11 protein-coding genes are annotated in these 16,524 nt (G+C 65.2%); all 11 read left to right on the top strand.

Annotated features, from left to right (window positions below):
• The first annotated feature begins 45 nt into the window (after positions 1-45).
• Positions 46-1,548 carry a CoA-acylating methylmalonate-semialdehyde dehydrogenase gene (locus B3T77_RS04840; RefSeq protein WP_039245273.1) on the top strand — a complete coding sequence of 501 codons (1,503 nt, stop codon included), beginning with the start codon at positions 46-48 and terminating at the stop codon, positions 1,546-1,548.
• Positions 1,549-1,555: 7 nt separating this feature from the next.
• Positions 1,556-2,692, top strand: coding sequence for an isobutyryl-CoA dehydrogenase (locus tag B3T77_RS04835; RefSeq protein ID WP_292077752.1), 1,137 nt, complete (start codon positions 1,556-1,558; stop codon positions 2,690-2,692).
• Positions 2,689-3,738, top strand: a complete 1,050-nt coding sequence (locus B3T77_RS04830; protein WP_292077750.1) for an enoyl-CoA hydratase/isomerase family protein — start codon at positions 2,689-2,691, stop codon at positions 3,736-3,738. The genes B3T77_RS04835 and B3T77_RS04830 overlap by 4 nt, the downstream gene beginning before the upstream one ends.
• Complete coding sequence (gene mmsB, locus B3T77_RS04825) at positions 3,713-4,669, top strand: 3-hydroxyisobutyrate dehydrogenase (protein WP_292077749.1); 957 nt, start codon at positions 3,713-3,715, stop codon at positions 4,667-4,669. The genes B3T77_RS04830 and mmsB overlap by 26 nt, the downstream gene beginning before the upstream one ends.
• Positions 4,670-5,024: 355 nt before the next feature.
• On the top strand, positions 5,025-6,095 hold the full coding sequence (locus B3T77_RS04820) for a LacI family DNA-binding transcriptional regulator (protein WP_292077747.1): 1,071 nt from the start codon (positions 5,025-5,027) through the stop codon (positions 6,093-6,095).
• 49 nt (positions 6,096-6,144) lie between these two features.
• Positions 6,145-9,180 carry a TonB-dependent receptor gene (locus B3T77_RS04815; RefSeq protein WP_292077744.1) on the top strand — a complete coding sequence of 1,012 codons (3,036 nt, stop codon included), beginning with the start codon at positions 6,145-6,147 and terminating at the stop codon, positions 9,178-9,180.
• A gap of 75 nt (positions 9,181-9,255) precedes the next feature.
• Positions 9,256-10,722, top strand: a complete 1,467-nt coding sequence (locus B3T77_RS04810; protein WP_292077742.1) for a glucoamylase family protein — start codon at positions 9,256-9,258, stop codon at positions 10,720-10,722.
• Positions 10,719-11,987 (top strand): sugar ABC transporter substrate-binding protein, encoded by a 1,269-nt coding sequence (locus B3T77_RS04805; RefSeq protein ID WP_292077741.1) that lies wholly within the window; start codon positions 10,719-10,721, stop codon positions 11,985-11,987. The genes B3T77_RS04810 and B3T77_RS04805 overlap by 4 nt, the downstream gene beginning before the upstream one ends.
• Positions 11,984-12,928: a carbohydrate ABC transporter permease gene (locus B3T77_RS04800; protein ID WP_292077738.1), complete on the top strand. Its 945-nt coding sequence runs from the start codon at positions 11,984-11,986 to the stop codon at positions 12,926-12,928. The genes B3T77_RS04805 and B3T77_RS04800 overlap by 4 nt, the downstream gene beginning before the upstream one ends.
• On the top strand, positions 12,925-13,740 hold the full coding sequence (locus B3T77_RS04795; RefSeq protein ID WP_292077736.1) for a carbohydrate ABC transporter permease: 816 nt from the start codon (positions 12,925-12,927) through the stop codon (positions 13,738-13,740). The genes B3T77_RS04800 and B3T77_RS04795 overlap by 4 nt, the downstream gene beginning before the upstream one ends.
• An 18-nt stretch (positions 13,741-13,758) precedes the next feature.
• Positions 13,759-16,524: discoidin domain-containing protein (locus B3T77_RS04790; RefSeq protein ID WP_292077734.1), on the top strand; the 2,766-nt coding region annotated here is incomplete at its 3' end.

Below are 16,524 nucleotides of genomic sequence, written 5' to 3'. Positions count from 1 at the left end.
GATAGCCATAGCCGCAACAAAAGAACCAACAGGGACACCCAGGCCATGCGCGACATTCGCCACTTCATCGACGGTGCGGCTTTCGACGGCGCATCCGGACGCTTCAGCGACGTGTTCAATCCCAACACCGGGGATGTGCAGGCGCGTGTGCAACTGGCGACGACGGGCGAGGTCGATCGTGCGGTCCAGGCGGCGCAGAACGCCTTTGACGGTTGGGCTTCGACCAATCCCCAGCGCCGCGCCCGCGTGATGTTCGACTTCAAACGCCTGGTCGAGGCGCGGATGGACGAACTGGCCGAGCTGCTGTCCAGCGAGCACGGCAAGGTCATCGCCGATTCCAAGGGCGACATCCAGCGCGGCCTGGAAGTGATCGAGTTCGCCTGCGGCATCCCGCACGCGCTGAAGGGCGAATACACCCAAGGCGCCGGCCCCGGCATCGACGTCTATTCGATGCGCCAGCCGCTGGGCGTGGTGGCGGGCATCACCCCGTTCAACTTCCCGGCCATGATCCCGATGTGGATGTTCGGCGTGGCCATCGCGGTGGGCAATACCTTCGTGCTGAAGCCGTCCGAGCGCGATCCGTCGGTGCCGGTGCGTCTGGCCGAACTGATGCTGGAAGCCGGTGCGCCGAACGGCGTGCTGAACGTGGTGCATGGCGACAAGACGGCGGTCGACGCCATCCTGACCCATCCGTTGGTCCATGCCGTCAGCTTCGTCGGTTCGTCCGACATCGCCCACTATGTCTATCAGACCGGCGCCGCCAACCATAAGCGCGTCCAGGCGATGGGCGGCGCCAAGAACCACGGCATCGTCCTGCCCGACGCCGACATGGATCAGGTGATCAAGGATCTGTCCGGCGCGGCCTATGGCTCGGCGGGCGAACGCTGCATGGCGCTGCCGGTCGTGGTGCCGGTCGGCAAGAAGACCGCCGACGAACTGCGTGAGCGTATGGTCGCCGAAATCCCCTCGATGCGGGTCGGCGTGTCGACCGATGCGGGCGCCCACTATGGCCCCGTCGTCACGGCTCAGCACCGCGAGCGTGTCGCGGGCTGGATCGAAAAGGGCGTGCAGGAAGGCGCCGAACTGGTCGTCGATGGTCGCGACTTCAGCCTGCAAGGTCACGAGAAGGGCTATTTCATCGGCCCGTCGCTGTTCGACCATGTGAAGCCCGAGATGTCGTCCTATCAGGAGGAAATCTTTGGGCCGGTGCTGCAGATCGTGCGCGCCGAGACGTTCGAGGAGGCGCTGGCCCTGCCGTCGAACCACCAATACGGCAACGGCGTCGCCATCTTCACCCAGAACGGCCGCGCAGCGCGCGACTTCGCCGCCCGGGTCAATGTCGGCATGGTTGGGATCAACGTGCCGATCCCGGTGCCGGTCGCCTACCATACCTTCGGCGGCTGGAAGCGTTCGGCCTTCGGCGACATCAACCAGCACGGCATGGAGGGCGTCCGCTTCTGGACCAAGACCAAGACCGTGACGGCCCGCTGGCCGGACTCGGCGCTGGAGCATTCGGACAGTTCGTTCGTCATTCCGACGATGCGCTGAGGTCGTCATGGATTTCGCTCTCAACGACGATCAGCGCGCCATTCAGGACGCCGCTCGCGCCTTCGCCGAGGCCGAACTGGCGCCGCATTCGGCGCGCTGGGACGAGGATAAGCATTTCCCCGTCGAGGTGATGAAACAGGCGGCCGAAATGGGCTTCTGCGGCATCTATACGGCTGAGGAGCACGGCGGCATGGCCCTGGGCCGAGTCGAAGCGGCGGTGATCTTCGAAGAGCTGTCGCGCGGCGACGTGGCGACGGCGGCCTTCGTCTCGATCCACAACATGGCGACGTGGATGATCGATCGCTTCGGGTCGGACGATCTGCGCGGCCGGTTCGTGCCGTCGCTGGTGGGGATGGAGAAGATCGCCTCCTATTGCCTGACCGAGCCGGGCTCGGGGTCGGATGCGGCGGCGCTGCGGACCACGGCCGTGCGCGACGGCGACCACTATTTGTTGAACGGGTCCAAGGCGTTCATCTCCGGCGCGGGCACGTCTGACGTCTATGTCGTCATGGTCCGCACGGGCGGCGAGGGTCCGAAGGGCGTCAGCGCGATCCTGGTCGAGGCCGGCACCCCCGGCCTGTCGTTCGGCGCGCAGGAAAAGAAGATGGGCTGGAACGCCCAGCCGACCGCCATCGTCCAGTTCGACGACTGTCGCGTGCCGGTCGCCAACCTGCTGGGCGAAGAGGGGGCGGGCTTCCGCTACGCCATGGCCGGTCTGGACGGCGGGCGCCTGAACATCGCCGCCTGTTCGCTGGGCGGGGCGCGGCTGGCGCTGGAGACGGCGCAGGAGTACGTCGCCACCCGCAAACAGTTCGGCCGCCCGATCGGCGAGTTCCAGGCGCTGCAGTTCCGGCTGGCGGACATGGCCACGGACCTGGAGGCGGCGCGTCTGATGGTGCTGCGTGGCGCCTGGGCCATCGACACCGACCATCCGGAAAAGACGAAGTGGTGCGCCATGGCCAAGCGCCTGGCCACCGACGCCTGTTTCAAGATCGCCGACGAGGCCCTGCAACTGCACGGTGGCTACGGCTATCTGAAGGACTATCCGCTGGAACGGATCGTGCGCGATCTGCGGGTCCACCGCATCTTGGAAGGCACCAACGAGATCATGCGAGTGATCATCGCACGGGAGATGACCAAGTGAGCGACGCCGAAGTCATCACCCGGATTGAAAACGGCGTCGGTCGCATCACCCTGAACCGACCCAAGGCGATCCATGCACTGAACCGGGCGATGTGCGAGGCGATGACCAAGGCGCTGCTGGCTTGGCGCGGCGACGCGGCCGTCCAGTCCGTGCTGATCGACCACGCCGGCGAGCGGGGCTTTTGCGCGGGCGGCGACATTCGCATGATCGCCGAAAGCGGTGCGGGCGATGCGTCGGAGGCCAAGGCCTTCTTCGTGGACGAGTACCGGTTGAACCACCTAATGTTCGACTATCCGAAGCCGATCATCGCCATCGTGGACGGCATCGTCATGGGCGGCGGGGTCGGCATTTCCGAGCCGGCCGGCATTCGTGTGGCGACCGAGCGCACCACCTACGCCATGCCTGAGACCGGGATCGGCCTGTTCCCCGACGTTGGCGGCGGCTGGTTCCTGCCGCGCCTGCCGGGCCAGACCGGCGTCTGGCTGGCGCTGACAGGCGCGCGGCTGAAGGCGGCGGATACGGTGGCCCTTGGCATCCATACTCACTTCGTGCCCGCAGATCGTGTCGAGGCGCTGAAGGCCGATCTGATGGGCGAGACCGCCGATCCGTCGCCGGTCGTGGCGCGCCACGCCGGGGACGCGGGGCCTGCACCGCTGTCGGCCCACCGCGAGGCCATCGACCGGCTGTTCGCCTTCGACACGGTTGAGGAGATTTTTCAGGCGCTTGAGGCGGACGGGTCGGAGTGGGCGCTGAAGCAGCTGGAAACGCTGAAGACCAAGTCGCCACAGTCGCTGAAGGTCTCGCTGCGCCAGATCCGCACGGGCGCGACGCTGACCAGCTTTGCCGACAATATGGCGATGGAGTACGCCCTGGGCGGCCGCGTGGTGCGCACCCACGACTTCCAGGAAGGTGTGCGGGCCGTGATCATGGACAAGGACAATGCGCCTAAATGGTCCCCGGCGGACCTGTCGGGCGTTACCGACGACACGCTGGATGCGCTGTTTGCACCGTCGCCGGACAATGAAAAATGGACGCCGCTGGCCTGACCACGGCGCCGACAAAGGGAGAGACACCATGACCAAGATCGCCTTCATCGGCCTGGGCAACATGGGCGGCGGCATGGCCGCGAACCAGGCCAAGGCGGGCCATGCGGTCGCCGCCTTCGACCTGTCGGCGCAGGCGCTGGAACGGGCGGTGGCGGCCGGTTGCGTCGCGGCTGGATCGGTCGCCGAGGCGGTCAAGAACGCCGAGGTGGTCATCACCATGCTGCCGGCCGGGCCGCACGTACTGAAGGTCTATTCCGAACAGATCATCGGCGCTGCGCCGTCGACCGCCCTGCTGCTCGACTGTTCGACCATCGATGTTGAAACCGCGCGCAAGGTCGCCGGTCTTGCCAAATCGGCTGGCTACGCCTTTGCCGACGCGCCAGTGTCAGGCGGCACGGCGGCGGCGGATGCGGGCACGCTGGCCTTCATGGTCGGCTGCGATGAGGGCGACTTCGCCCGCGTCGAGGCGGCGCTGGAGCCTATGAGCCGCATCACAATCCGCGCCGGCGATCATGGGGCGGGGCAGGCGGCCAAGATCTGCAACAACATGCTGCTCGGCATCTCCATGCTGGGCACCTGCGAAGCCATCGCCTTGGCGGAAAAGCTGGGTCTGGATCCCGAACGGTTCTTCGAGATCGCGTCCAAGTCTTCGGGTCAGTGCTGGAGCGTTACCAGCTACTATCCCTGGCCGGGTCCGGTGCCGACCGCGCCGTCGAACCGCGACTATCAGGGCGGGTTCGCCACGGCCATGATGTTGAAGGACCTGAAGCTGGCTCAGGACGCAGCGGCGAAATCCGGCGCTTCAACGCCGTTGGGCGCACAGGCCGAGGCGCTTTACGCCCTGTTCGACGGCATCGGGCATGGCGGTCGCGATTTCTCCGCCATGCTGCAGATGCTGCGCGGCAAGCTGGATGAGCTTAACCCGGCATAGATTCGTCTTTCGCATTGTGATTGCGGCCCGTGCAGCTTCGGCGGCGCGGGCCTTTTCATATGAGACGGTGGCCGCGACGCAGATCGCTACGGCTGGTGCGACCAAGGCGCGCGCCTGCCGCGTTCGCCTTATTCCGTTCGCCGGAATGAGCCTGCGAAGAGTGAAGTCAAAGCAGCAACTTAGCTCTCGTTGACCGTTGAAGCGGCTCTAGCAGAGATCGAAAATCGCCTGAAATGCGGCTGAACGGTGCTTGCGGCGCACATTGCTCCTGTGTCATGTAACCGCTTACATCGCTTATCGACGGATCTTCGAAAAGGGGCCGGGACGATAGGGAGCAGGGAGAATTCGATTGGACATGGCCGCGCCTAGCGCTGCGTCTGCACGGCAGGAGGGCCAGCCCTTCGCCAAGGCCGCCACCATGCGCGACGTGGCTGAACGCGCCAATGTGTCGGTTGCTTCTGTCTCTCGTGTGTTGAACGGCTTGGGCGTGACCTCGGACGCGACGCGCCAGCGGGTGCTCGATGCGGTCGAGGACCTTCGCTATGTCCCGCACTTCGGCGCCCGCAGCCTGTCGACCAGCAAGAACGACACGATCGGCGTCATCCTGCCCGACCTGTTCGGCGAGTTCTTCTCCGAGCTGATCCGGGGCATGGACCTGGCCGCCCGCGCCCACGGCAAGCATCTGATCGTCTCCAGTTCGCATGACGGCGCGGAAGACACCTTGGCGGCCGTGCGTTCGATGCGCGGGCGCGTGGACGGCATGATCGTGCTGTCGCCTCACCTGGGCGCGGCGAACCTGTCGTCAGAGTTCGCCGGTCGGATGCCGGTCCTTCTGATGAACGGCGGCGCGGCCGAGCCGGGCCGGGCGTCCATCATGATCGACAACCACGGCGGCGCCGTCGGCGCGGTCCAGCATCTGCGGTCCACTGGCCGCAAGCGCATCGCTCACATTCGCGGCGCCGCCGGCAACATCGAGGCGGACACGCGTGCGGCCGGCTATACGGCGGCGCTGGACGGTCATGACCCGATCATCGTCGAGGGCGACTTCTCCCAAGCCTCGGGCCATCGCGCGGCGACCCAGCTTCTGGCCATGACAGAGCGGCCCGACGCTGTTTTCGCCGCCAATGACATGATGGCCGTCGGCGCCCTGTTGGCCTTCCAGGAGGCCGGAGTGCGCTGTCCTGAAGACATCGCCGTCGTCGGCTTCGATGACGTGCCTATCGCCGGCCTGATGCGGCCTGCGCTGACCACCATGCGCGTCAACATCGCGGAAATCGGTCGAAGGGGCGTCGAACGCCTGATCGGCCTGGTCCAGGCCGGCGCGACCGCCGACGCCACGGACACCGCTTGCGAAATCGTTCGGCCGATCCTGGTCGAACGCCAGTCCACCGCGGCGGCCTCGTCCGCCAGGTTCAACAAAGGGTAGGCCAGCCATGTCGCTGAAAACCGATCCCATCAGGAGGGGAGAGCTCAGGATGACCCAGTTCAACACGCGTAAGGCCGCGACACGTCAGGTCGCCTTGGCCGCCGCATCGGCGCTTGCCATCAGCATGGCGGTCGTCGGCGGCGCCCAGGCGCAGGTCGCGACCTCGACGATTCGAGGCAATGTGACGGATGGCGCGACGGTCGAGGCCGGCGCCACCATCGTCGCCCGCAACGTCGCCTCCGGCTTCACCAGCCGCACCACAGCGAACGCGCAGGGTGGCTATACGCTGTCGGGCCTGCGTCCCGGCACCTATGAGATCACGGCGACGACGGCCGAAAATGAGACGGCGTCGGACACGGTCTCCATCGGCGTCGGCCAGGTCGGCAACCTGGATCTGGCCGTGGCAGGCGCAGCGGCCGGCGCGGCTGACGCCAATGCGGCCAACCTGGGCGACATCGTCGTGACCGGGCGTCGCTTGGTCGAGGTGCGCACGCCTGAGAACGCCACCAACGTCACGACCCAGCAAATCCAAACCCTGCCACAGATCAACCGCAACTTCCTAAACTTCGCGGCTCTGGCGCCGGGCGTGCGGGTCGGAACCAACGAGTCCGAAGTTCAGATCACCGCCGGTGGTCAGCGGGCGGAATCCGTCAACGCCTTCATCGACGGCGCCAGCCTGAAGTCGAACATTATCGCCGGGGGCATCGTCGGTCAGGACGACAGCCGCGGCAATCCGTTCCCGCAGGCGGCCGTCCAGGAATTCCGCGTTGTCAGCCAGAACTTCAAGGCTGAATACGAGCAGGCCTCGTCAGCCATCATCACGGCCGTGACGCGCTCCGGCACCAACGAGTTCCACGGCGAAATCTTCGGCACTTATCGGGACCAAGATTTCATCAAGCAAGACGAGTTTTCGCGTGCGGCAGGCCGTGAAAAGCCCGCGCTCGAAGTTCAGCAATACGGCGCCGCTCTGGGCGGGCCGATCATTCAAGACAAGCTGCACTTCTTCGGCAGCTATGAGCACAAGCAAGAAAATCGCGCGGCTGCCGTGACGCTAGGCCGTCAAAACCCGGCCTATGTCGGTCAGTTCGGTCAATATATCGGCACCTTCGCCACGCCGTTCGAGGAAGACCTTTACTTCGGCAAACTGAGCTTCCAGCCGGCAGAGGGGCATCTCATTGATCTGAGCGTCACCTATCGAGACGAAGCAGATGTGACGGGCGTCGGCGGCGCAAACTCCATCGAACGCGCAAGCGGTCTGCAGCAGACGACCAAGAGCGCCAATCTACGTTATCAATGGCAGGGCGACGGCTTCTTGAACGAGTTGGCAGTCGATTACCGCAATTATAATTACAACCCGACCGCTGTGAACTTCGACCAGATCGGCCGGAGCTATCGCATCTTCGAAAACGGCTATGATCCGTTCGGCGGCGTCTCCATCTTGAACATTGGTGGATCCGGCAGCCGTCAGGACATCAGCGACAACGCGCTGACCATCCGCAACGATCTGACGTTCAACGACATCCAGTTCAACGGTAATCACACGATCAAGCTGGGCGCCAAGGTCAGCCGCCAAGACTATGAGGTCGCCAAGGAGTTCGGCCGTAATCCCGAGTTCTTCTATGACCTAAACGGCACAGCCAGCGGCAATGCCGCCGTCCCGTATCGTGTTCAACTGGGCAACGAATTCCCCACGGTTGACCTGACCAACACCGTCATCGGCCTGTACGCGCAGGACGACTGGCAGATCACGGACAAGCTTGAACTGAATTTGGGTCTGCGCTGGGACTACGAGACCAACGCCGATAACAAGAAGTATGTCACGCCCGCTTCGGTGGTCGCAGGGCTCAACCAGTGGATCGCTTCGACCGATGGCGGCAAGCCTGCCGGCTATGCGCCGAGCTGGTTCAACATCAACGACTACATCTCGACCGGCGACAATCGTGACCCGTTCAAAAAGGCCTTCCAGCCTCGCATTGGCTTCTCGTATGATGTCTTCGGCGATCGCAGCACAGTTCTGTTCGGCGGCGCCGGTCGCTATTATGATCGCGTGCAGTTCAACTTCGCCTTCGACGAACTGGCCAAGCCTTTCGACTTCACGCAAAACGTCTTCTTCTCGATTACAGGGCGCCCGGCCGGCGTGGCGGACGGAAGCTCGGCAGATCCGATCCTGTGGAATGCGTCCTACGAGACCACGGCTGGACTTGACGCCATCCTGGCGAACATCCCGGCCAAGGGTGAAGCCTTTCTGCTCAAGAACGACTTCGAACCACCCCGCACGGATCAGTTCAACCTGGGTGTGCGTCAAAGGGTCGGCGATTGGCAGACCGAGTTCACCCTCGCCTACGGCAAGACCGAAAACGAGTTCACCTGGCAGTATCTGAACCGCTGCCGTGAACCAACGCGCGGCAATGACGGCAATGGTTTCGGCGACAACGGCGGCTTCTGCGGCCCGGGCGGCACGAACCCCTACCGCTCATATCTGGTGTCCGATCACAACAAGGAGCGGACGTTTAAGGCGCTCTACGTCAAGCTGGACAAGGGCTACACGCGTGACTCCGGTTGGGGCGTCAACATCGCCTATACGCTGTCCAAGGCGGAACAGAACGGCGGCAATGATAACTTCTGCTTCGACTGCTTCTCGGTGGAAAGCTCGCCGATGCGTTCGTCGGCAAACGACGAACGTCATCGTATCGTGGCCAACGGCATCGTTGATCTGCCGCTCGATTTCCAGCTGTCCGGCATTCTGACCTTGGGTTCCGGCACGCCCTTTGATGTGTTTGACGGACGCGGTGCCAACTTCGTTTATCGCCCTTATGGCGCCTATCCGGAGAAGGAGCAGTTCTTCCTGCCGAACGCCTTCGCCTATCGGAACCTCGATCTCCGTTTGACGAAGAACTTCGACGTGCCGGGCGCTGGTGAGCTGTCGGTCTATGTGGACGCCATCAACGTGTTCAACTTCAAGAACTACAATGGCTTTGACGGCGGCACGGGTTCGGCGACGAACCCGAACCCGAACTTTGGCCGCCCGAGTTCAGTGCTGTTCCCGACGCGGACGTTCCAGATCGGCGCCCGCTACGCCTTCTAAATCCTGAGCCTGGGCCGCCTCGTGCTTGTTGCGAGGCGGCCCTTCTTTTTCGATTGAGACCCAGTGAGCGTGCCCATGAATCGTCGAAACTTCCTGATGCGGACCACCACAGGCGCGGCGGCTATGGCCGTTGGATTTCCGGTGATGGCGGCGGCGCAGCAGGCGGCGACGACGGGGGCGGTCAATGGGACGCAGAGACGGCCGATGCGGCTGGATCAAGAGATTGAGGAACTTCAAGAGCGGACGTTCCGCTGGTTCGAGAAGGTCACGGATCGCAAGACTGGTCTGACGCCGGATCGCTGGCCGACGCCGTCCTTCTGTTCGGTGGCGGCGGTCGGGTTCGCCCTGACCTGCTGGCCGGTGGGCGTCGAGCGCGGCTGGATGAGCCGTGCCGAGGCGCGCGAGCGGACCCTGACGACGCTGCGCTTCTTCCATGATTTGCCGCAGGGTCCAGAGGCCAGCGGCACGGCGGGGTACAAGGGCTTCTTCTACCACTTCCTGGATATGGAGACGGGGCTTCGCTACCGAACCAACGAACTGTCCACCGTCGATACAGCCCTGCTGATCGGCGGCATGTTGTTCGCCGCCCGCTACTTCGACGGCCGTCATGCTGACGAGGCGGAAATCCGTCAGAAGGCGCAAGCCATCTACGAACGGATCGAATGGCCGTGGGCCGTGATCCGCGACAACCGCATCACCATGGGCTGGCACCCAGAGAGCGGCTTTATCCCGTCCGACTGGCACGTCTATAACGAGGGCATGCTGGTGCTGCTATTGGCCATCGGCAGCCCGACCCATCCGGTGTCGGTCAATGTGTGGCACGAATGGGCGGCCAGCTATGACGAGAGCTGGACCGATCGCTGGGGCAGCTGGCACCTGAATTTCGCGCCCATCTTCGGGCACCAGTACAGCCATATGTTCATCGACTTCCGCGGCATTCAGGACGCCTGGATGCGCGGGCAGTCTGCCCAACTGGGCGAATACCTCGACTATTTCGAAAACAGTCGCCGCGCCGTCTACGCCCAGCAGAAATACGCCCACGACAACCCTGGCGGCTGGGCGGGCTATTCATCTGAGGTCTGGGGCCTGACGGCCTGCGACGGGCCGGGCGATTTCAAACAAGTCATCGACGGCAAAGAGCGCGAGTTCTTCAGCTATTCCGCGCGCGGTCCGGGCGAGCGCGACGACGGCACCATCGCGCCGACGGCGGCGGCCAGCTCCATCGCCTTCGCGCCCGAGATCGTCGTGCCCTGTGTCAAGGCGATGAAGCAGAAATACGGTTCAGGCATCTATACCGAGTGGGGCTTCCTCGACAGCTTCAACCCAACACTGACAGTGCGCGACGGGCCGCTGCAGCACGGCAAGATCGTGGACGGCGTGGGTTGGGTGGACGGCGACTATCTGGGCATCGACCAAGGGCCGATCGTCATCATGACCGAGAATCACAGGTCCGAGTTCGTCTGGCGCTATATGCGCGGCGAGCCCAATATTCGCCGCGCGCTCGACATCGCGGGCTTCACCGGCGGCTGGATGAACGCATGATGGCGACGGCCCACAGGCGCGGCGCTCTGGCCCTGATGGCGGGAGGGGCGGCTGCGGCCTGCACCCCGCGCCGTGACGGCGAGACCGTGCTGCGCTTCTGGGCCATGGGCAATGAGGGCGGGACTGTCGGGCAGTTGATGCCCGAGTTCGAGCGCCGCAATCCGGGCGTCCGCGTGTCGGTCCAGCCCCTGCCGTGGACGGCGGCGCACGAAAAGCTGCTGACCGCCTACGCCGGCGCCTCGCTGCCGGACGTCAGCCAGATCGGCAACACCTGGGTGGCGGAGCTGACCGCCATCGGCGCCCTGTCGCCGACCCCGGCCGAGGCCGCGAACCTGCTGACTGACCAGTTTCCGGCAGTGCTGGAGACCAACGAAATCGCCGGCCGCGCCATGACCACGCCCTGGTATGTCGACACACGGCTTTTGTTCTATCGCAAGGATCTGCTGGCGCGGGCCGGCTTCGACGCCCCGCCCGAAGACTGGGCCGAATGGAAGCGGGCCATGCATGCGATCAAGCGTGTGGCGGGCGGCGACAACTACGCCATCCTGCTGCCGTTGAACGAGTTCGAGCAGCTTCTGACCTTCGGGCTTCAGATCGATGAGCCGCTGCTGAGGGATCGGGATACGCGCGGAAACTTCTCCAACCCCGGCTTCGTCTCAGCCTTGGCCTTCTACCGCAGCCTGTTCGACGAGCAGTTGGCGCCGCTGGCCTCGTCGACGCAGATTTCCAACGTCTGGACCGAGTTCGCCAGGGGCTATTTCAGCTTCTACTTCTCCGGCCCGTGGAGCGTGGGCGATTTCCGCAGCAAGCTGCCCGCGTCGTTCCAGCCGAACTGGGCCACGGCGGGCGTGCCGGGACCGAATGGCCTGGGCGCCTCGGCGCCGGGCGGGTCCAGCCTGGCGGTATTCAAATACTCCCCGCATCAGGAGGCGGCCTGGGCCCTGGTCCGCTATCTGTCGGAGCCGTCGGTGCAGGCCCGGTTCAACACCATCGTCGGCGACCTGCCTGCGCGCCAGAGCGCCTGGGACATCGCGGGCGTCGAGCGCGATCCGATGCTGGCGCCGTTCCGGGGGCAACTGGCGCGCGCCAAAGCGGTGCCCAAGGTGCCGGAATGGGAGCGGATCGTGACCGAGATGCAGATCGTCGCAGAACGGATGGTGCGCGGCGAGTACAGCCCCGAGACCGCCGCCGCCGAGATCGATCGCCGCGCCGACCGCCTGCTGGAAAAGCGTCGTTGGATGATGGAACAGGGCAGGGCCGTATGACCGTCGTCGATCCCACTTTGACCAAGGCGGGGACGAAGGTCAGGCCGTCGCGCGGACGCGGCGCCCGCGAGCGGGCGGCATGGGCCTTCGTCGCCCCTGCCATGCTCGCCGTCGGTCTGTTCTTCGCCATTCCGGTGATCGCGGCCCTGCTGCTCAGCCTGACCGATTTCGACATCTACGCCCTGGCGAACCTGGACAATCTGCGTTTCGTCGGCTTGCAGAACTATGAACGGCTGCTGACCAATCCCCTGTTCTGGGGGGCGATGAAGAACACCCTGACCTTCGCGATCCTCGGCGTGCCCCTGTCCATCGCCGCGTCCCTAGCGGCGGCGGTGATCCTGAACGCGCGGGTCGTGAAGTGGCGGCCGATCTGGCGGGTGATGTTCTTCGCTCCCTATGTCACGACCCTGGTCGCGACGGCGGTGGTGTGGCGCTATCTGCTGCACACCCGCTACGGCGTTATCAACTGGGGGTTGGAAAGCATTGGCCTGCCGGCCGTGGACTGGCTGGGCGATCCCTCGACCTCGATCCCCGCCATCCTGATGTTCGTGGTCTGGAAGATCTTCGGCTACAACATGTTGATCTTCCTGGCGGTGCTTCAGACCGTGCCGGACGACCTGTATGAGGCCGCGCGCATTGACGGCGCCGGGCCGTGGAAGCAGTTCCGCCATGTGACGCTGCCGGCCATCGCGCCGACCATGCTGCTGGTCTCGATCATCTCGGTCGCCAGCTTCTTCCAGCTGTTCGCCGAACCCTATGTGATGACCCAAGGCGGCCCGGTCCAGAGCACGGTGACGGTCCTCTACTTCATGTACGAAGAGGGCTTCAAATGGTGGAACCTGGGGTCGGCCAGCGCCGTCGCCTTTGTCCTGTTCCTGTGCATCCTGGCGATCACCCTGGTCCAGTTGGCGGTCGCCAAGCGCGTAGGGGCGTATCAATGAAAATCCGCGCCATCCTGCTGAACCTTGCCGTCGCCCTCATCGCGCTGGTCGTTCTGTTCCCGCTGGTCTGGATGGTGTCGGTCAGCTTCATGGCGACCGGCGAAGCGGCCGTCTTCCCGCCGCCGCTGCTGCCGTCACATTGGACGCTGGAGCATTATCGCGACCTGTTCCTGAACCAGGGCATGGGTCGGTATCTTTGGAACAGCTTCGCGTTGGCGACACTGGCGACCATCCTGGCGCTCGGCTTCACCGTCCCGGCCGGCTACGCCTTCGCAAAGCTGAAGTTCGCCGGGCGCGAGCGGCTGTTCCAGTTCCTGGTCGCCGCCCTCGTGGTGCCGGCCCAGATCGGCACCCTGCCGTTGTTCCTGATGCTGAAGGGGATGGGGCTGGTGAATACCTACGCCGGGGCGTTGGTGCCATGGCTGGCGTCGATCTTCGGCCTGTTTCTGGTGCGCCAGTATGCGCTGAGCATTCCTGATGAGATGCTGGAGGCCGCCCGGATCGACGGCGCCAGCGAGGGCCAGATCTTCCGCCGCGTCGTGTTGCCGACCTTGCAGCCGATCATCGTCACCTTGGGCCTGTTCGTGTTTCTGGGCAGCTGGAACGACTTTCTGTGGCCGCTGATCATTCTGACGGATCAGTCGAACTATACCCTGCCGGTCGCTCTGGCGGCCCTGTCGCGCGAGCATGTGCAGGACATTGAACTGATGATGGCCGGCGCCGTCGTCACGGTCGCGCCCGTGCTGATCCTCTTCCTCGCCCTGCAACGCTACTACATCCGCGGCATGCTCGCGGGCAGCGTGAAGGGCTGACCAGAACTGCGAGTTCGTATGCGTAACCTCCTGCTGGCCGCCGCCTCGGTCCTGACCCTCGCTCTGGCCGCGCCCGCCGTCGCCCAGGAGACGCGCGTTCTCGACAACATGGACGACGCAGCGCGGTGGGAAGCCAGCGCCTCGACCGACGTTCACGCCGCCGTCTCCGCCGTCGCCGGCCATGACGGGAAAGCGGTGCGGCTCGATTACGATTTCGATGGCAAGGCGGGTTATGCGGTGCTCAGCCGGCCGCTGCCGTTCGACCTGCCCGACAACTACGAGATCAGCTTCTGGGTGCGGGGCGCAGGGCCGACCAATACCTTCGAGGTCAAGCTGACCGACGCCTCGGCCGATAATGTCTGGTGGAAGCAGACGGCGCGCTACGATTTTCCCGACGGCTGGACCCGGTTCGTGATCAAGCGTCGGCAGGTCTCCAAGGCCTGGGGGCCTAGTCCCGAGACGATCCTGCGTCGCGCCGAGCGGGTCGAGTTTGTCGTGGTCGCGGCCGAGGGCGGCAAGGGCTCGGTCGAGATCGATCAACTGATCCTGCGCGCCCTGCCGGTCGATCCGCCGGTCCCGCCCCAGCCGGTTGCCAGCGATGGACGAACGGCGTCGACCGCCGCCAACGCCGTCGATCTCGACTCGAAAACCGCCTGGACCCCGCCGGTGGGCGAGGCGTCGGCCCTGACATTGGACCTGGGCTACGAGCGCGAGTTCGGCGGGCTGACTCTGCGCTGGTCCGACCGGGGGGCGGCGAGCGACTATCGCGTTTCCTCCTCACTGGATGGGCGCGACTGGCGGCCGCTGACGACGGTCACGGGCGGCAATGGCGGTATTGACTGGCTGAGGACGCCCGAGGCGACGGCGCGCTGGTTGAAGCTGGAGCCGCTGAAGCCCGTTCCGGCGCCGGACGTGGTCGGTTCGTCCGGCGCAGGCCAGCGGCTGGGCGCGGCCCAGGCCACGACCTATGCGCTGCACGAGATCGAGGTCGAACCGCTGACGTTCGGCGCGGACTCCACGGTTTTTCTGGAAGCTGTCACCAAGGAAAACCGCCGCGGCCTTTATCCGCGCGGCTTCTCCGGCGAGCAGTCCTACTGGACCCTGGTCGGGGTCGATGGAGGCGGGGAGAGCGGCCTGATCGGCGAGGATGGCGCCATCGAGCTCCGCCGCGCCGGACCCAGTATCGAACCCTTCGTGGTCGATAACGGGCGGCTGATCACTTGGGCCGACGTCAATATAGGACAGGGGCTGAAGGACGGCGATCTGCCGATCCCGTCGGTGACCTGGACCGCCGACGACTGGACGCTGAAGATCACCAGCTTCGCCGACGGACCGGCGGATCAGGCGCAGCTCTGGGGCCGTTACGACCTGACCAACACTTCCAGCCGGCCGCGCACCCTGACCCTGGCCCTGGCCGCGCGCCCGATGCAGGTGAATGCGCCGCGTCAGTTCCTGGCCATTCCAGGCGGCGTCAGCCCGGTGGAGACGATCGGCTGGGACGGCGCCGAACTGAAGCTAAACGACACGGTGCGGGTTCAGCCGCTGGCGGCACCGGATCAGGTCGCGCTGGCGACCTTCGACGCCGGCAGCGATCCGCAGTCCCTGATCCTGCCATCCGCGCGGCGACCGGCCGCCGAGCTCATGACGACGACCGACGCCACGGGTCTGGCCGCCGGCACCCTGACCTATAAAGTGATGCTGCAACCCGGAGAAACGCGCACGGTCGGATGGGTGTCGCAGCTATCCGGCGACGCGCTGGCGCCCGAGCCGGTGGGGCAGGCGGCGGCTGTACTGGGTGCGGTCGAGGCCCGCTTGGCGGCCGAATGGCGCGCGAAATTGGATCGGGTGGACCTCACCCTGCCGCCGGCCGCCCAGCGGATCGAGGACGCGCTGAAATCGTCGCTGGCCCACATGCTGATGTCGCGTCAGGGGCCGATCCTTCAGCCGGGCACACGCAGCTACAACCGTTCCTGGATCCGCGACGGGGCCATGATGGCCGAGGGTTTGAACCGGCTGGGCATGGCCGAGCATTCGGCCGACTATCTGCGCTGGTACGCCCCCTATGTGTTCGAGAACGGCAAGGTCCCGTGCTGCGTCGATGCGCGCGGCGCCGATCCGGTGCCTGAGAACGACAGCCACGGCGAATTCGTTTTCCTGGCCGCCGAGACCTATCGCTACACCAGGGACGAAGCCCTGCTGCGCCAGGTCTGGCCGCAGGTGCAAAAGGCGATCGCCTATATGGACGAGCTGCGCGCCTCGACCCGGACGGCGGCCTTCCAGGCGCCGGACCAGCGTCACCTATATGGCCTGCTGCCGCCGACCATCAGTCACGAGGGCTATTCGGACAAGGCGGCGTATTCCTACTGGGACGATTTCTGGGGCCTGCTGGGCTACAAGGACGCGGTCTTCATCGCCGAAACTCTGGGCGATGCGGACGCCGCCGCTCGCTATGCGGCGGCGCGGGATCAGTTCGCCGCCGACATCCGGGCGTCGATCACGGCGACGGCGGCCCATCATAGCATTGACTGGATCGCCGGCGCTGCGGACCGGGGCGATTTCGACGCCACCTCAACCACCATCGCCCTGTCGCCGGCGGGCGAACAGGATAATCTGCCGCCCGGGCTTATGGCGCGAACCTTCGATCGCTACTGGGAAAACTTCCAGAACCGTCTGACCAACCGCACAGCGTGGAAGGACTACACCCCCTACGAATGGCGGCTAGTCGGCGCCTATGTGCGGCTGGGTCAGAAGGACCGAGCGCTGCATGTGCTGGACTTCCTGATG

This window comes from Brevundimonas sp. UBA7838, from assembly GCF_002500885.1.
Taxonomy (GTDB): Bacteria; Pseudomonadota; Alphaproteobacteria; order Caulobacterales; family Caulobacteraceae; genus Brevundimonas; species Brevundimonas vesicularis_C.
This window is presented reverse-complemented; position numbering and strand designations above follow the sequence as displayed.